The 14,332-nt window shown below is 48.6% G+C and carries 11 protein-coding genes; 4 read left to right on the top strand and 7 right to left on the bottom strand.

The window, feature by feature from the left end; translation table 11 throughout:
* Window positions 1–25: 25 nt before the first annotated feature.
* Window positions 26–958 carry a DUF7916 family protein gene (locus M2387_RS02460; RefSeq protein ID WP_259046945.1) on the bottom strand — a complete coding sequence of 311 codons (933 nt, stop codon included), beginning with the start codon at window positions 956–958 and terminating at the stop codon, window positions 26–28.
* Window positions 959–1,167: 209 nt separating this feature from the next.
* Here M2387_RS02460 and M2387_RS02455 point away from each other — a divergent pair, with 209 nt between their 5' ends.
* The gene (locus M2387_RS02455; protein WP_259046944.1) at window positions 1,168–1,932 is read left to right on the top strand and encodes a GntR family transcriptional regulator; all 765 of its coding nucleotides are present in this window, start codon (window positions 1,168–1,170) and stop codon (window positions 1,930–1,932) included.
* A 21-nt stretch (window positions 1,933–1,953) separates the two neighbouring features.
* Here M2387_RS02455 and M2387_RS02450 read toward each other — a convergent pair whose 3' ends face one another.
* The gene (locus tag M2387_RS02450; protein ID WP_259046943.1) at window positions 1,954–3,129 is read right to left on the bottom strand and encodes a hypothetical protein; all 1,176 of its coding nucleotides are present in this window, start codon (window positions 3,127–3,129) and stop codon (window positions 1,954–1,956) included.
* 244 nt (window positions 3,130–3,373) lie between these two features.
* Window positions 3,374–5,098 (bottom strand): ABC-F family ATP-binding cassette domain-containing protein, encoded by a 1,725-nt coding sequence (locus M2387_RS02445; protein ID WP_259046942.1) that lies wholly within the window; start codon window positions 5,096–5,098, stop codon window positions 3,374–3,376.
* Between the two features lie 323 nt (window positions 5,099–5,421).
* Here M2387_RS02445 and M2387_RS02440 point away from each other — a divergent pair, with 323 nt between their 5' ends.
* Window positions 5,422–5,595 (top strand): hypothetical protein, encoded by a 174-nt coding sequence (locus M2387_RS02440; protein WP_259046941.1) that lies wholly within the window; start codon window positions 5,422–5,424, stop codon window positions 5,593–5,595.
* A 40-nt stretch (window positions 5,596–5,635) separates the two neighbouring features.
* Here the strand turns inward: M2387_RS02440 and M2387_RS02435 are convergent, their stop codons facing one another.
* Genes M2387_RS02435 through M2387_RS02425 form a run of 3 tightly spaced genes read right to left on the bottom strand, consistent with a single transcriptional unit; the run spans window position 5,636 to window position 12,071 of the window.
* Window positions 5,636–7,771, bottom strand: a complete 2,136-nt coding sequence (locus M2387_RS02435; RefSeq protein ID WP_259046940.1) for a virulence factor SrfC family protein — start codon at window positions 7,769–7,771, stop codon at window positions 5,636–5,638.
* On the bottom strand, window positions 7,768–10,740 hold the full coding sequence (locus tag M2387_RS02430) for a virulence factor SrfB (protein WP_259046938.1): 2,973 nt from the start codon (window positions 10,738–10,740) through the stop codon (window positions 7,768–7,770). Before M2387_RS02430 ends, M2387_RS02435 begins: the two co-directional genes overlap by 4 nt.
* Before the next feature lie 2 nt (window positions 10,741–10,742).
* Window positions 10,743–12,071, bottom strand: a complete 1,329-nt coding sequence (locus M2387_RS02425; protein WP_259046937.1) for an SrfA family protein — start codon at window positions 12,069–12,071, stop codon at window positions 10,743–10,745.
* Between the two features lie 338 nt (window positions 12,072–12,409).
* Between M2387_RS02425 and M2387_RS02420 the strand changes: the two genes are divergently transcribed.
* Entirely contained in the window at window positions 12,410–12,655 is a 246-nt protein-coding gene (locus tag M2387_RS02420; RefSeq protein ID WP_259046936.1) for a YdcY family protein, read from the top strand.
* Here M2387_RS02420 and M2387_RS02415 read toward each other — a convergent pair.
* Complete coding sequence (locus M2387_RS02415; RefSeq protein WP_259046935.1) at window positions 12,652–13,275, bottom strand: LysE family translocator; 624 nt, start codon at window positions 13,273–13,275, stop codon at window positions 12,652–12,654. The genes M2387_RS02420 and M2387_RS02415 overlap by 4 nt on opposite strands.
* A 112-nt stretch (window positions 13,276–13,387) precedes the next feature.
* Between M2387_RS02415 and M2387_RS02410 the strand changes: the two genes are divergently transcribed.
* On the top strand, window positions 13,388–14,323 hold the full coding sequence (locus M2387_RS02410; RefSeq protein ID WP_259046933.1) for a LysR substrate-binding domain-containing protein: 936 nt from the start codon (window positions 13,388–13,390) through the stop codon (window positions 14,321–14,323).
* The last annotated feature ends 9 nt before the right edge of the window (window positions 14,324–14,332 follow it).

The raw sequence follows: 14,332 nt of genomic DNA, 5'->3' as shown, positions 1-14,332 counted from the left end.
GTCGGAGGCAGGCTCTTATTTTACCTTAACGGTTAACCGACCGAGCCATACGGGTATAAGTATGTCTCACACCCCGAATAGCGATGCTATAGGCGAGGATATTTTCCGGCAGCGCCAGTCCCATATAGCCTGTATCGCCAATATGATGAAGATCTGCCCCAGCCATTTTGCTCATCAAAGCAATCTGGCGAACCGTCGTCACGTCAGCACCTTCCTGAGAAGTACCGATAGCTGTCATGGCGAGCACGCCTTGTTTATGAGCCGTATCAATAAGCTCGGCTACGCGCTGCTGGCTCATACCCGGCACTGTTCCCGGAGCGGGTATCAATATAATATCGGCCCCCTGTGAGGCAAACCAGGAGACATCTTCCTCAGTAATAATCTTGCTGCCACTTTCCCGTACAATACCTGCTCCATGCATTTTCCCGGTGATAAGCACCACATCATCGCCCACGGCATCGCGTATCTCCTTCACTGCGAGACCAAGCGCACGGTTACTGACGCCGTTATTTGGGTTACCGGTCAGAACAATTATTTTTGCCCCCATTGCAACCAGCTTTGAGGCATTTTCAGCGGTTGCGGTACGTCCCTGTTTCATTTTCCAGATATCTGCGTGCTCCGCTGCGGTAAACGCTGAATCAACTGCTTCCAGATTTACGCCAATAATACAGCCCGTCAGACGCTGTAATTCATGAAGTGTCTGTTCCGGGGCTATTCCCTCTGGCATTCCTTGAATCCGGGGATTATCGCAGTCGAACATGTTGATCAGGAGAATATCTGCTCCCTGCGAAGCGGCCAGTTCGGCGTTGGTAATGCTGCCCAGCAGTGGCTGGGTAATAGCGATAGATTCACTGACCATGACACGTCCTTCACTGGCACGGATGGCATACAACAGTTCTTTTTTGTTTATTGAGGCTAAATCGGAAGCATTACAGTCCAGAAATCGTTTATATGTCATAGCGTATTACCTTATCAAAGTAAGTGAACCATTTGTGTACCATTAATGTACCATACATTAAATCATGGCGAGGTAAGTAGCCCTGTCAGACTATTTTGTGATCGTTTTAACCTTTAAAGAGTCTTATTGATTTTTTGAGGATGACAATAACGGCTCTCTGGATAACAATTGGTTCACTCAAATTGAACCCGAAAGTACACTGAGATCTGATGACTGCCTCTCCGTTACCTGAATTCCAGCTTGATGAGTCCAGCGGAATGCCCCTCTATATGCAGCTTACCAGCGCTATCAAAGCCGCGGTAGCTGACGGGCATCTGCGTCCCGGAGATGTTCTGCCTTCAGAACGTGCGCTGGTAGACAGGCTGGGTATTGCACGAGGCACGGCCCGTAAGGCTCTGCAGCAGTTGCTGGAAGAGGGGATACTGGTGCGTAACCAGGGATCAGGAACCTTTATTGCACCCCATGTACGCCAGTCATTACCCTTACTCGAAAGTTTTAGTGAGATGGCGAAAGCCAGCGGCGGAAAGGCGCAAAGTGAACTTGTTGGATACCAGCGCAGGGCAGCGACCAAAATAGAGCAAGAAGTTTTGCAGCTGAGTAATGAAAAAAAAGAGGTGGTTGAACTGATTCGCTTAAGAAAGATTAACGGTATTTCAGTTTCTCTTCAGAGCGCTGTTCTGCCCGGGTTTCTGCTCGATAATATTCACCTGCTGGATGAGTCACTCTATTCATATCTGGAGCAAAAAGGGGCTCCGGTGGTTCGTGCGAGCCAGTCTTTCAGTGCCGTATTACCCGATAGCAGGGTCGCTCACCATCTTAATACCAGTGAGCTTTTCCCTCTGCTGCTGGTCACCCGTACAGGTTTTACTCACGATGATATACCCGTGGAATATACGCAAACCTGGTGTCTGAACGAGTTCTATAATTTTACGATTGAATTACACCGTGAAGAGATCAAAACACAGGTAAAGTAACGGAGTAGAAAATATTCTTCGTTACTTTATCTCAAAAGATTTTTGGTTTGCATCATAAGAGGCGAACAACGTTTTATGATGACTATCATTAATAAAAAAATCATTGAGTTCAATGATACTGTTATCATAATCGGAAACTAATAATTTCGTACAAAGGAGTTTAAGTTCAGGCTTTTGGGACAACAGTTCAATATATTCAACCAGGGCCCCATTAATATGGGGCAGCGTTATATCACTGTTTCTCATGTCACCATAATTAAAATTTTTCAGGTGTAGATTTATCCCTTTTTTAATTCTGAGATTTTCTTCAGTCTGACTACAATCAATACTGTAGCCCTCTTTTGTATTTACTGAACACTTTAATATGTTTTCACAACTTAAGGTTTTAGTGCCATGGTACGTTCCAATTGCATCATTTACTTTCCTTGCGGTAACGCTAAGCATCTCGGACATTGCATGTATTGGACCCCTTATACCCATTTCATACACTGCATTCACTGGATTTATTCCATTCATTGTCACGTTAGGTATAGAACCATGCTCAGAAAGAGTAAACATTAAATAAATAGCGTTGGCTTTATTTATATCCTTAACCGCAGCGCCTCCCAAGGTCTTATGAACATCATCGATTGATACAATCGGCGCTGGAGAGTTAATTGATAAGATGACAACGGTTCCGCGATGCTTATCATTGCTGGCTAATTTCTCACAAGCTACGTCTGATGTTTTTTTAAAATAGGTCTGCTCTGTAGTAAAAGCCTTGAGTTTACCACCGGTTTTTTCTTTAAATTCTTTGCGGCTCTCTTCAAGTCCGTTATCTTGATAGTTAGAATCTATAATTCTCCAGTTAATATCCTGATATCCTAACTTCTCAAGTTGCTTATGTATAAAATATTCTATCAGTAATCCGTGTGAGTGCAATGAAACCAATGTAATGGGTTTCTCTCGAATTGGGGAGGCTTCTAAAATAGAAGAAGTTAGCTTGTTTATAAAATCAACTCTACTATTTAGTTCGGGTGTTTTATCATGTTCCAACCAAAACAGATTGCCTGTTACGCGGTGATTGCAGTCAGGCAAAATATGCATCAATTCTGAATTTTTTACTATTTCATGGGCTGTGATCGGCCGAGTGCTTCCTTGGGCGGCGTTATAGGAATGAGTTGTAGTAGCGGTGTCGCTGACTATTGATGGAAACATATTGTATAACCTCGATATATAAAATGACTCTACAGTAATTACTGCTGTGAACGTAGTGAACAGCCTGATTACAGGGGCGAAAATAAGCATTATTAATAAATATAACCCTGATGTTTATTTACTGGTATGCGAGCTGGTTATATTCCCTGTTAGAGCTAATTTAACATCGTTTGTCCGTTAATAATGTCAAAAAAAGATTTTGCTTCACTATATATAATATTTAGCGAAGCAAAATGGGCTTTAATTAAATAGCAAGTTTTTTATTCAGGGAATTAATTTCCTTACGCCACTGTTGCTGCAACTGGGGTTTCTGATGTTTGATCTTACGGGCAAGATCTTTTTCCAGCATATCCTCCAGCATCACCAGCCGTTCCAGCAGAATATCAGCATCCTTTGATTGCGGACCAGTATCCTTGATAGCCATTACTTCAGATAGCCTGTTATCACTATCCTTAGCACTTAACTGACAATAAAGTGCATCAAGATTATGCCACTCACTGAGTTGCCCCTTATCCACCAGCCAGAAACGATTACAGCTCTGGGCTATCAGACTCCGGTCATGTGTCACCAGCAAAATACCACCAGCAAACTGTTGCAGGGTCTCAGCCAGCGCCTCTTTACCTTCAATATCCAGATGGTTAGTGGGTTCGTCCAGCATTAACAAGGAGTAGCGCGCCAGCGTCAGGCCGACAAACAGCAGCCGCGATCGTTCACCACCGCTTAAGGTGCTGACCCTTTGCTGGTGGCGTATCCAGGGGAAACCTGCACCGATTAAGGCCATTTTCCTGTCCTGCTCGACTAAGGTTGCGAAAGGAACCAGGGCCTCCAGCAGGGTATCGTTATCATTCAGCTGATGCAGATTCTGATCGTAATACCCCATATGAACCCGGGGATGAAGACGGATCTCGCTTTGCGTCTGAGGCTGTTGATACTGCTGCCAGAGCAGGCGCAGCAACGAGGATTTTCCACAGCCATTTCGACCAATAATCGCTACCCGATCGCCGCTTTTTAAGCGCTGAAGCGGCAGGTTAAATAGTGAAGCACTGGTTGGGTCAGGTTGAACGTGTAAATTTTCCAGTTCCAGCAGACGATCGGCAACTAAAGCATCGCCTTTAAGCTGCAGGCGCCACTGACTCCCGGCGCTAAGTTCAGTCTGTGTTTCCTTCAGTTTATCAACCCGTTTTTCCATCTGTTTCGCTTTGCGTGATAAATCCTCGTTATCATAGACATGTCCCCAGGTTGCCAGACGTTTAGCGCTGGCAGCCACACGGTCTATCTCTTTTTGCTCGGCCTGAAAACGATGCTGATCGGCGTTGTCCCGCTCGGTTAACGCTTGACGGGCGGCCGAGCATGGCAGGGAAAAGAAATGCAGCATGCGGTCACGCAGGATCCAGCTGGTATTGGTCACGGCATTTAATAAGCTGACATCATGTGAAACCAGAATAAAACTGCCACTCCAGCTCACCAGAAATTGCTCAAGCCACAGCATTGTCGGCAAATCAAGGTGGTTGCTGGGTTCATCCAGCAATAATACATCGGGCTGACTGATTAAGGCGCGCGCCAGTAACAGGCGAGTATGTTGCCCGCCACTCAGGGTTCCGGCATTCAGATGCCAGTCCGAAGGAGTAAAACCCATACTGGCAAGCAGTGTTTCAGCGCGCCAGCCCTCGCTTTCTTGCAGTTGCGGATCAATTTTTGCCCGTACCGCTTCAAACAGAGTCAGGCTGATAAGCTCCGGGGGAAGATGTTGTTCCACTCTGGCCAGCAGACCGTGATGTGCCCGGGTAAGTGAGCCGCCAGTGGGGGCAAGGGTGCCATCCAGTAATTTAAGCAGGGTGCTTTTACCGCAACCGTTATGGCCGATTAAACCGACACGATCGCCTTTTTTCAGGGTCAGGCTAATATTGTCCAGTAACGGACCGAAAGGGGTATCCAGCTGCAGGGATTGGGCAGTTAATAAAGTACTCATCTGTGCTTACTCAAGAGTTACAGGCATGATTATGCCTCGTCATACACCACTGACGATAACTCGTAAGCCCGAGTGAAGGGGTCTAAAGGTATGCTTCGCTCAAGCCGAAGTTATCGCAGTACGATATCGATAACGCTTGAGCAGCGACGATCACCAATAGTACGTGAACAAATAAAACGTTCACAACACGACATAGGATCCTCCTTATTTTTTATCAGGTTAACGGGTAGATAAATTGTAATCAGAAATTAACCAGGATACCAGTGGGTTGTATCCCGGTGTTACCATTGTGTGATGGGAATACAACGATAAGGAGATTGGCGATGACAGAAATCCTGGAACGCATTCAGGATATAGCCCAACGTTACAATAAGTTGGGTGTGGTTAAGAATGGGACTTTGGCTTCTATCAGTGCAGCTGTCGAGGCCCGTAATATCCCTGAGGCCAGATTAATGACCCGCGATCACACTAAAGATCTGCAAAATCCCGATCGTTGATGCAAAAGGCCCTGAAATCTTCATGGCCTTTTAGGTAACGTTAAGCCAGTAACTTTAACAGCTTCTGGTGTTGCTGCTCACTCAGGCTGTTTGGGGCCTGATAGCCGCTGTTTTCACTCCCCCGGGTATACAGCGCCACCAGCCAGTCATAGGCATAGCTGACGTTGGTTCTCTGGGGTTGTTCACCCAGTTTGCTCAGGCGCTGATTAATATCCAGGTGGCTTACGGGTGTGAAAATGGCCTGTTGCTTATTCACGCGGCTTAACGGGCGCTGATTGTGGGGTGTACCCGCATAACCAAGCCAGGCAACAAAATCGCCCAGTGCACTATGGCTGCGCGCCACGGCAAGTTCCCGGTTCGGTTCGGCGCTGACGCTTTCCAGCAGTGCCGGTAGTCCAAGTCGGTAGCTGGCGATAATCAATATTTCACACAAAATGTGCCACTGCGCAGGCTCCAGTGAGGACGACAGGCTGGTTTCAGCTTGTTGTAACGGGGTGCGCAGATGATTGATCCACAGATGATAAATCGCTTTACTGTAAGACCCCTGTGCAGAATCTGCTACCTCATCAAGGCTCTCATCGGCGAATAAATCAATTTTCAGTTCAAGACTTCCTGGTCTGGCCTGTTCTTGCTGATAAGTTTGTAACCAGCATTGATTCAATGCTTCACGCGAAGGTACCAGACAAGATAGCAAGGATCCCAGCTGCAGAACCTGGGTCTGTAACGTCCGTACCAGAGTTTCAGCCTGCTGACGCTGTTGTTCGGGTGTGAGTTGATGTACCTCGGTGAGGCTGCGGAATAAACTTCGGGTCTGTTTTTCTAACGCCTGGTTTAAACCTGTCAGGCGCTGAACTTTGCGCTCGGGCGTCAGGGCTCCTTGTAGCCAGTCACGCAGTAAGTGCAAATTCCGGCTATCCTGCGCCTGCAAGGTACCCCAGCGAGTACGCGCGGCACCCACGCGGCGTTGAACCCCTTCATCCAGATTCACCCCGCTTTTAAAGCGTGAATCGGCTGAAGTAATGGCCCAAATTAACCCGGGCATACTGTCGTTACCGGGCGCTTGTGTACTGTCTATCCAGCGATTCAGCCTTTCAGCTGTCGTCTGGATCTCGCCTACGTGGGTCACGGCATTGCAAACCAGTAAAATATCCACTTGCAGACGGTGTGTGTATAAGTCAAGCTGGTGTGCCGGAATATCCAGTAAATCAACACGGGAGAGCAGGGTGTCTGATTTTGGCGTCAGGATCACTTCAGCACAGACGCGTGCCAGGTCTTGCTGACTGACACTGAGCGGTGGCAGAGCAACACCTTTTACCAGAGAACAGACCTGCACATCATTTGACTGATAGTGGCTATGAGGGTTGGCGGGCGTTAAAAAACCTTCGACAGGTAACATAAAACTGTCCACTACCAGGCTTGCTGGCGCAAGAACCTGATGAGGGTGGCCGAGTTGTTCCAGCAACAGTGCGAGACGCAACCAGGTTTGTGTTAAATGACGGTCTTCGTTCCAGAGCAGTGAATAGAGTTCTGCCCGGTCATTCAGACTCAGTCGTGGAGCAAGTGCACTTATCCGGACTTCCAGGGTTTCACTGAACCTGGCACGGCGCGGCTGTAAACGCCGGTATTCTTGTAGTACCAGGGCGATATCGTCCTCATAATCAGCGCTGATAATATCGGCCTGGCATCGTGTTTCCAGCTCGCTTAATCGCTGGGATATAAAACTGGGCGTCAGCGCGCGCACGGCAGAATTTTGCTGACAATCTTTGATAAACTGATAAACCAGTTCGCATTCACTGAGTAATGCCAGCCGTAGTGGATACTGTGGAATTTCAACAGACGGTGTCTGACTAAAACGCACAGCCATTGAGGGCGCAATATTGCCTGGATTAATATGCGTCAGATAATCGAACGTCTTATCACCCAGCGTAATCTCTATCCGCTCATTAGCCGGGCGTTGTAACGCAGCCAGTAAGTTGTTTTTACCTGCCTGAGCATGGCCATAAAAACCCAGGGTAATCGGCTGTTGGTGTAGGGCATTAACACGACGGGCGCGTGATTTTATCCGTTGCAAGTTAACCATCAAACTGTCAGCCTGATGATCGACCTGAGTGCTTACGGATCGGGCTTGTGCGACCCAGTCAGTCAGTGAGTTAAGGGTGTTTATCGTTGGGTTCATTTGCGATACACGCTCCCATTGTCAATCCAGTAGTGCATCGCACCGTGATCGCCATCGGCGAGTGTATTCAGTTTAAAGCTCAATTGTTCCAGCGGAACTGCTGTGCCATCAGACAGCCAGGCTTTGGCGAGAGCGAAAGACTCGGCATCACGGGTCTGTTTCAGGGACACATTCAGGACATTATCACCGGCGACTGCTTTAGCCAGATGCGGTGAGTTAATGGCTAAGGTATATAACGAGGTCGCTGGCCAGCGCGTATTGTCCAGTTGTCGGAAGCCCAGGCGAGCATTGCCCCGTAACGGGAAGTGAAGCTCAGAAGGAAGTTCTCCCTCAGCTGCGTCCAGATCGATATCACGATACCAGACGTTTTCATCACGCAGGCGATGGGTATCCTCAAGTACGCCAAGGTAGCGGACCGTGGAATATGCCTGAATATCGGCAGCCTTAAAATTAAAGTGCGGCAGACGTAAATCACTGGCCAGGCTATAAAGCATTGCGCCGACGGCGGCGGTTGATTTCGGGTTACCGCGCGCATCGGTATCGGTAAACGGACAGCCGGGCTGCGTCTGGTAGTTATCCAGCCAGACCATACGGTTGACCGGCACCGGCTGGAGATGGCGCAACTGATCCTGAATACCCGGTAATGCACCAGAACGTCCGGTAATTAACAGGACATCACAGCAGTAGAGATTGATAACTTCACACAGTGATTGAAGTGGCGAGGTTAAAGAAAACTTCCCGCTGACTAATGCCTCTTTGAGCTGAGTGATATCCGCCTGTAGCGGGACCTTCAGAATATCGAATGGCGTTGTGCTGGTACCCTGGGCCTGCTGTACAGCCTGCTGGATATAATTGAGAACATTTTCAGTCAGCGGCTGTGTTAACAGCTCACCAAACGTACTTTCCAGAATAGCATCCGGAGTTTCTTCCCCGTATTTTTCCCAGAACGATAAAATGGCATGTCCCAGCGGAATGAATAACTGGAGTGTTGTTTGCTGACGCAGAACAGCCTGCGTTTCCTGGCGGGTGGCTTCGCCAAACAGCAGGCTCATTAATCCGGGGGCATCAGCCACGCCTGCCCGTTGCATCGTATTTTGCAGTGATGGCAGGACGCTATGCTGAATAACATCCAACAGAACATCATCGCCAGCTACTTTAAAACCTTCGCGGAACAGTAGCCGTGGGGTTATTTTCACATTACGCCCGCGGCCTTCATCCAACTGGTACTGAACAATCGCCATATCGGTCGTGCCACCGCCAATATCCACCGAGGCAACACGTAGAGTTTTACCCGATTCAGGCGCTTCGTTATTGAGCCTGTCGGCACGTGCAAGTGTTTCAAAAAATTGTCCAGTCTGTCCGGCATAATTGATGATAGCTTCATGATACAGCCACACCAGCTGACCGCAGGTTGCTTCATCCCATTCCATCTGAACTTGTGGGATCGGGCGCTTGCTCTGCTTGTGGGCAAGGTCTGCGTTAAAATCATCATCGACAGGGTGCCAGTCCAGCGCTTTCCATACCAGACCCACCGCCTCCTGCATTCTGAGTCGGAATAATTCACGCTCAGGTTTCGGCATCGCTGAAGGCAGGGTCAGGATAAGATTACGTAAATGGCGCGGCGCAGTAGGGTGATTCATATTTTGCCTGGAACCGACGCTATTAATTTGCATTAAGGCTTGTGCCAGCAGTTCACACAACATCAGGGTCATCAGCGAGCTACGGCTGTATTGTGCGGAGAATACCGGAAGCCTTTCTTCAATCGGTAAGGTGTAAAGCGGCTGGCCATCGTCATTCATTAATGACATCAGCGGTAAGGCTGTAGCCTGAGGTTCACGCTGGGTTCTGGCATTGAGCTGACTGAAACGCCAGTTCTGTTGTGCCGGGCTGGTATCCCATAAATAACGACGTGGGCTGGAAATACCACTTTCACCTTCGGTACCCAGACGCTGACAAGCGAGGCGATGAGCTTCATCACCAACACGGACAATAGAAGGCCAGATAAAGGCATCATGACGGCCGCTTTCCAGTGAACAGTGCTGTTTACCGAATCGGGCTTCACTGAACTCGAGGCGGCTGGTGAACATCGGCGGATTTATCCGGTGTGGCTCCCCCAGAGAGCGGATTTGTAGCTCAGAGGTCTGACGCAGACCGTCGTTTTCTGCACCATGATCTTCAATCAGAATGCCACAGGTATGGGTGTTGCCAACATCAAGCACCAAATCCACGGGGATCGCTTCTGCATGCAGCGTGGCTGTGACAATTTTAACCTCGGGTATCGCGAGCTGTGTCCCGATCATCTCCAGAATATTGAGATAATGCCCCTGATATTCAAATAATTTCAGCGCGCGAGCCAGAGTGCTATCGTCCATTGCGGCGTTATCGCGGTAAAAATGACAGAAGATTTCCCGTAACCAGCCATCAACCCAGGTGTTATCGAGAAAATCGTTCAGACTGTCATCCCGCCAGGCCAGCGCGAAGCGGGTTCCGTTACCGATATCACTGACATCCGGCGCCAGGGATGGACCGTCCTGTGTCGATGTCGCTATTCTGGTATCGAGAGCAATCGTCACCCGGACGGTATTACCGGCATTATCCGGTTCCGCGAGAGAACACACCTGGACTCGTGCCCAGTTATCCGGCCCGCCGGTAAACATATGCGAAGCATTAATACGCAAAAAAGGTAAGGGTAACCAGACGTTATTCAGCACTTGTAACGAATGCGTCAGTGAAAGCGTGGTTTCGGGTTTAACCACTTCCGGAGCACTACCTTTCTCACCGGGAAGGCTGAACTTTCCGGGAATAACATCATAGTTAACCCGCAAAAGTGGGCCATTTGCTGTCTGGCGAACGAAACGTCCGGCGCGGGTATCCTGCCACTGGGGGGTTAGCCCGAAATCGAGAAACTGAATGCCACTATTTTCAATCAGCGTCACATCAGATTTATAGTTAAACAGAGTGGCCAGCATAATTAATTACTCACTTTTTGAAAGGTGACCGGAACCTGGTTGTCACCTTCGTAGCGACCGGTACATTCCGCCACGCCGTTGATGCCTGCTTTACAGGATATTTCTGGTAAAACATGACGTGTTCCGTCATCACAACGAGCATTACCGCGGCTCTTGATCATTAATACACCCGACTGATGAAGTCCGGAATAGACCTGGGCTGAACAGGTGACGTTGTCACTATTGGAAAGGCGTACGGTACCTTTATTATTACTAATTCGGTAACGTAAGGTCGGAGGTTTACCCGCGATAGGGTCGCTAAACTGAATGCGAACCTGCCATGAACCGTTGAGGAATTTGGTTGATCCCATTTTTAATTCATCTGCCGGAAGCACAAGCGCCCCTTTGGTTATCGGTTGTGACGGGGCTTCAGGGACTGGGATTTCAACCACGACTGGTGGTATTACGGTTGCCAGTATCAGAGGTAAAGTACTCGCGGGGATCTCTGCGACAGGTACTGGTTTCTGTTCGACGGATTCAGTTACCTGCGGTTTGCTCAGGTCACTTGCGACTTCAGTTTCTTCTTCTGACTGTAATCGCGGTATCAAATAGCTGCCGCCAGCCAGGGCTAGCAATAAGGCGAGAATACCTGCTGCGGATAACCAGCGGCGGTATGAGCGGGGCGTTATTTTCTCCACCGGTGCGATAACAGGTTCAGTAGTCGGTTCAGTATCAGCCGAGTAAATAGTCAGATCGGGTATTTGGGAATACGCAGGATCGCTTACTTTTTCGCTTACTGTTTCGTTAACTACAGGAGGCTCAATCACTCGTGAGGTTGCTACCGTTAACGGCTCAAGCGGGCTTTGGGCCTGCAGACAGGACAGGCTGTTTTCCCGGATAGTTTCGTTCTGATTAATAAATCCCCAGAATGTGATGACCGGTTTATCATTAATCAGATAGATATACTGGCTTGCCGGGAACTGTAATACTTTCGTCAGCAGTGAACCAAACAGTTGCAGTGCGGTTTTTTCACTGCGCAGGCACTGGCTGCTCAGCAACTTCAGGTTTGTCTGACAATGTTCAAGATAGCGCAAGGCGCTAACGCGTTGTTCCTCACTGGCTGCCGCCCAGCTGGTTACTTGTCCAGGATTAGGCGCATACCAGTCAATACGGCTCCCGCTGTCATTGATTTGTGGAATGGCCAGGGCATCTGCGATTGCCTGCTGGTTGCGCAAACGCAAGGTTTCGCGGATTTGCCAGGCAGAGTCGAATACTGCCTGACCATTTTCCCCCAGAGTCAGAAAGTCATCCGGGCATCCGCTGCGCAATAATGAGTTTATCACTTTATTCATCCTGCTTTTGAAAGCGCGATTGAGCGCTATCTTCAATATGTCTATTTTATTGATTCTTCCTTAAGTCAAACGGCTAAAGAGATGATGAAATAGATGAATTCTCAGGCTATTGAACAGGATAAAGGTCATGAGAATATACCGTCATACTTCAAGTTGCCTGTGCGTTGGCTGCATTCGTTCACCCGAATCACTTATCCTTGTAAGCTCATCGGGATTCTCTCACTTGCCGCCTGCCTGCAACTCGAATTATTTTGGTATAGGTTTCAGGCTGGTGGATAGCCGTCAGCTCAGGCTATTTTGGGTATATAATGACGGTAGATTTTAATAAGGAGTAAACCATGGCACATCTGGATGACATTATTCAGCAGGTTGATGAAACCCTCGAACGTCATATTATTGTTGAAATGAATACCTTACTGATTGCTCTCAGCGATGACCAGGATCTCACCCGCGAGGATCGCTATGCTCAGCAGCAGCGACTGCGTATTGCCATCGCGCAAAAAGGACATGGGCATCAACGCTCTCACCAGGAAGAGGAAGACACCCGGCGTGAACAGCTGACCAAAGGTGGTGAGATCCTTTAACTCGTCAGTGCTCTGAAAATAGCCCAGCCGTTATAGATGCCACCCGCACAGGCAATCATCAGCAGTATCCAGGAGGATAACAGTGAGATTGCCCGTTGATGTTGGTGTCTGACCCAGCGTTTAATGGCCAGAATATAAAAAGAGAGTACAGCAAAATCCAGTACTATCCAGACCAGTGCCAGTAACAGTACGCTGGCACTGAAACTGGCGGTCACCGGAATAAACTGCGGAAAAAAAGCGAGAAAAAATAGGATATCTTTTGGATTTGATAATCCGGTAATAAAACCTCCCCAGACGCCTTTTCTTGATGTTGTTAACGATTGCTCGGTGGTACTTACCGGAGAGACAATTCCTTGCTGTGCGATATAGCCGATATACAGCGATCCGGGAATACCCAGTAACGCCAGACTCAACTCACTGAGTGACATCACACCGGTTAACATCAAAATAGCGATGCCCATCAAAACTAACGACGCTGCATTTGTGCCTATCAGGGTTGAAAATGCCCGGCGACTTCCGGCGCGGGTTGCGACGCTCGTCACCAGGGCCACTACTGGCCCCGGTGTCATAATCAACAGTAATACTGCCAGGGTGTAGGTGCTTAACAGCGGGATATTCATTCAGTCTGTTCCTGTATTAAATCAGCGACAAATTATTACGCCATCAGAGCCAGTTGAAAAACGGATAAAACTGCGTTTCAATGTGAGTTAAACTCAACAAGGAGTCTCTGCCATGTCGCTTCCTCCTCTATATGCGCTGAGAGCATTTGAATCTGCCGCTCGCATGGGCTCATTCAGCAAAACAGCGATATTACTCAATGTGACTCCGGGTGCTATCAGCCGGCATATTCGTACACTGGAACAGTGGTTTGACTGTGAGCTATTCGTACGTATGGGGCCGAAGGTTGAAATTACTCAGGCAGGGAGGAGACTGGCGGCTCAGCTTGAGGAGGGGTTCTCTCAGCTGGAACAGGCCTGTGATGCATTCCGTAGTCATCAACGGGAAATACGGCTGAAAGCTCCCTCGACACTGACTTTAAGCTGGTTATTAAACGTATTACGCTCCTTTCGTGAGTCAGACTCAACACAGAAGGTTCGGGTCACCAGTGTCTGGATGGATACAGACAAGGTCGATTTTGCCAAAGAACCTTATGACTGCGCCATTTTACTGGGCTCAGGACAGTTTGGTGATGGTACCGAAAGCCATCATCTGTTTGATGAGTGGCTGATACCCGTTTGTTCCCCCGGAATGGTAAAACAGGCACAACGGGACTTATCTGCCTGCGAACTGATCCATCCTTCACCCGATGGCAGAGACTGGCGGCGCTGGTTAAAAGAGAGTGGGCGTTTCCCCGGACTGGATATTACCCGTGGTATCTTGTTTGATACCCTTGAGCAGGGCAACCTGGCGGCGATTAGTGGGTATGGTGTGTCGGTCGGTGATTTATTGCTCAGTCTGAATGCTATTCACAGCGGTATGTTAGCCCTGCCGTTTCCCGAGGCGATAGCGACCGGAGAGAGTTACTATTTTGTCTGCCAGAAAGGAACCTTCACACATAAAAATAGCCAGCTGCTTTATCATCATCTGAAAGCCTGTGCTCCGGATGACTATCCCGCTAATCTGCAACTGCTGCCGAAGACCTGTCCGGTTCTCTCCAAAAAAATATAGGAGGTTACA

Source organism: Klebsiella sp. BIGb0407 (assembly GCF_024807845.1).
Lineage (GTDB): Bacteria > Pseudomonadota > Gammaproteobacteria > Enterobacterales > Enterobacteriaceae > JGM124.
Note: the sequence above shows the minus strand (reverse complement) of the source record. Positions and strands in the feature narration are given on the sequence as shown.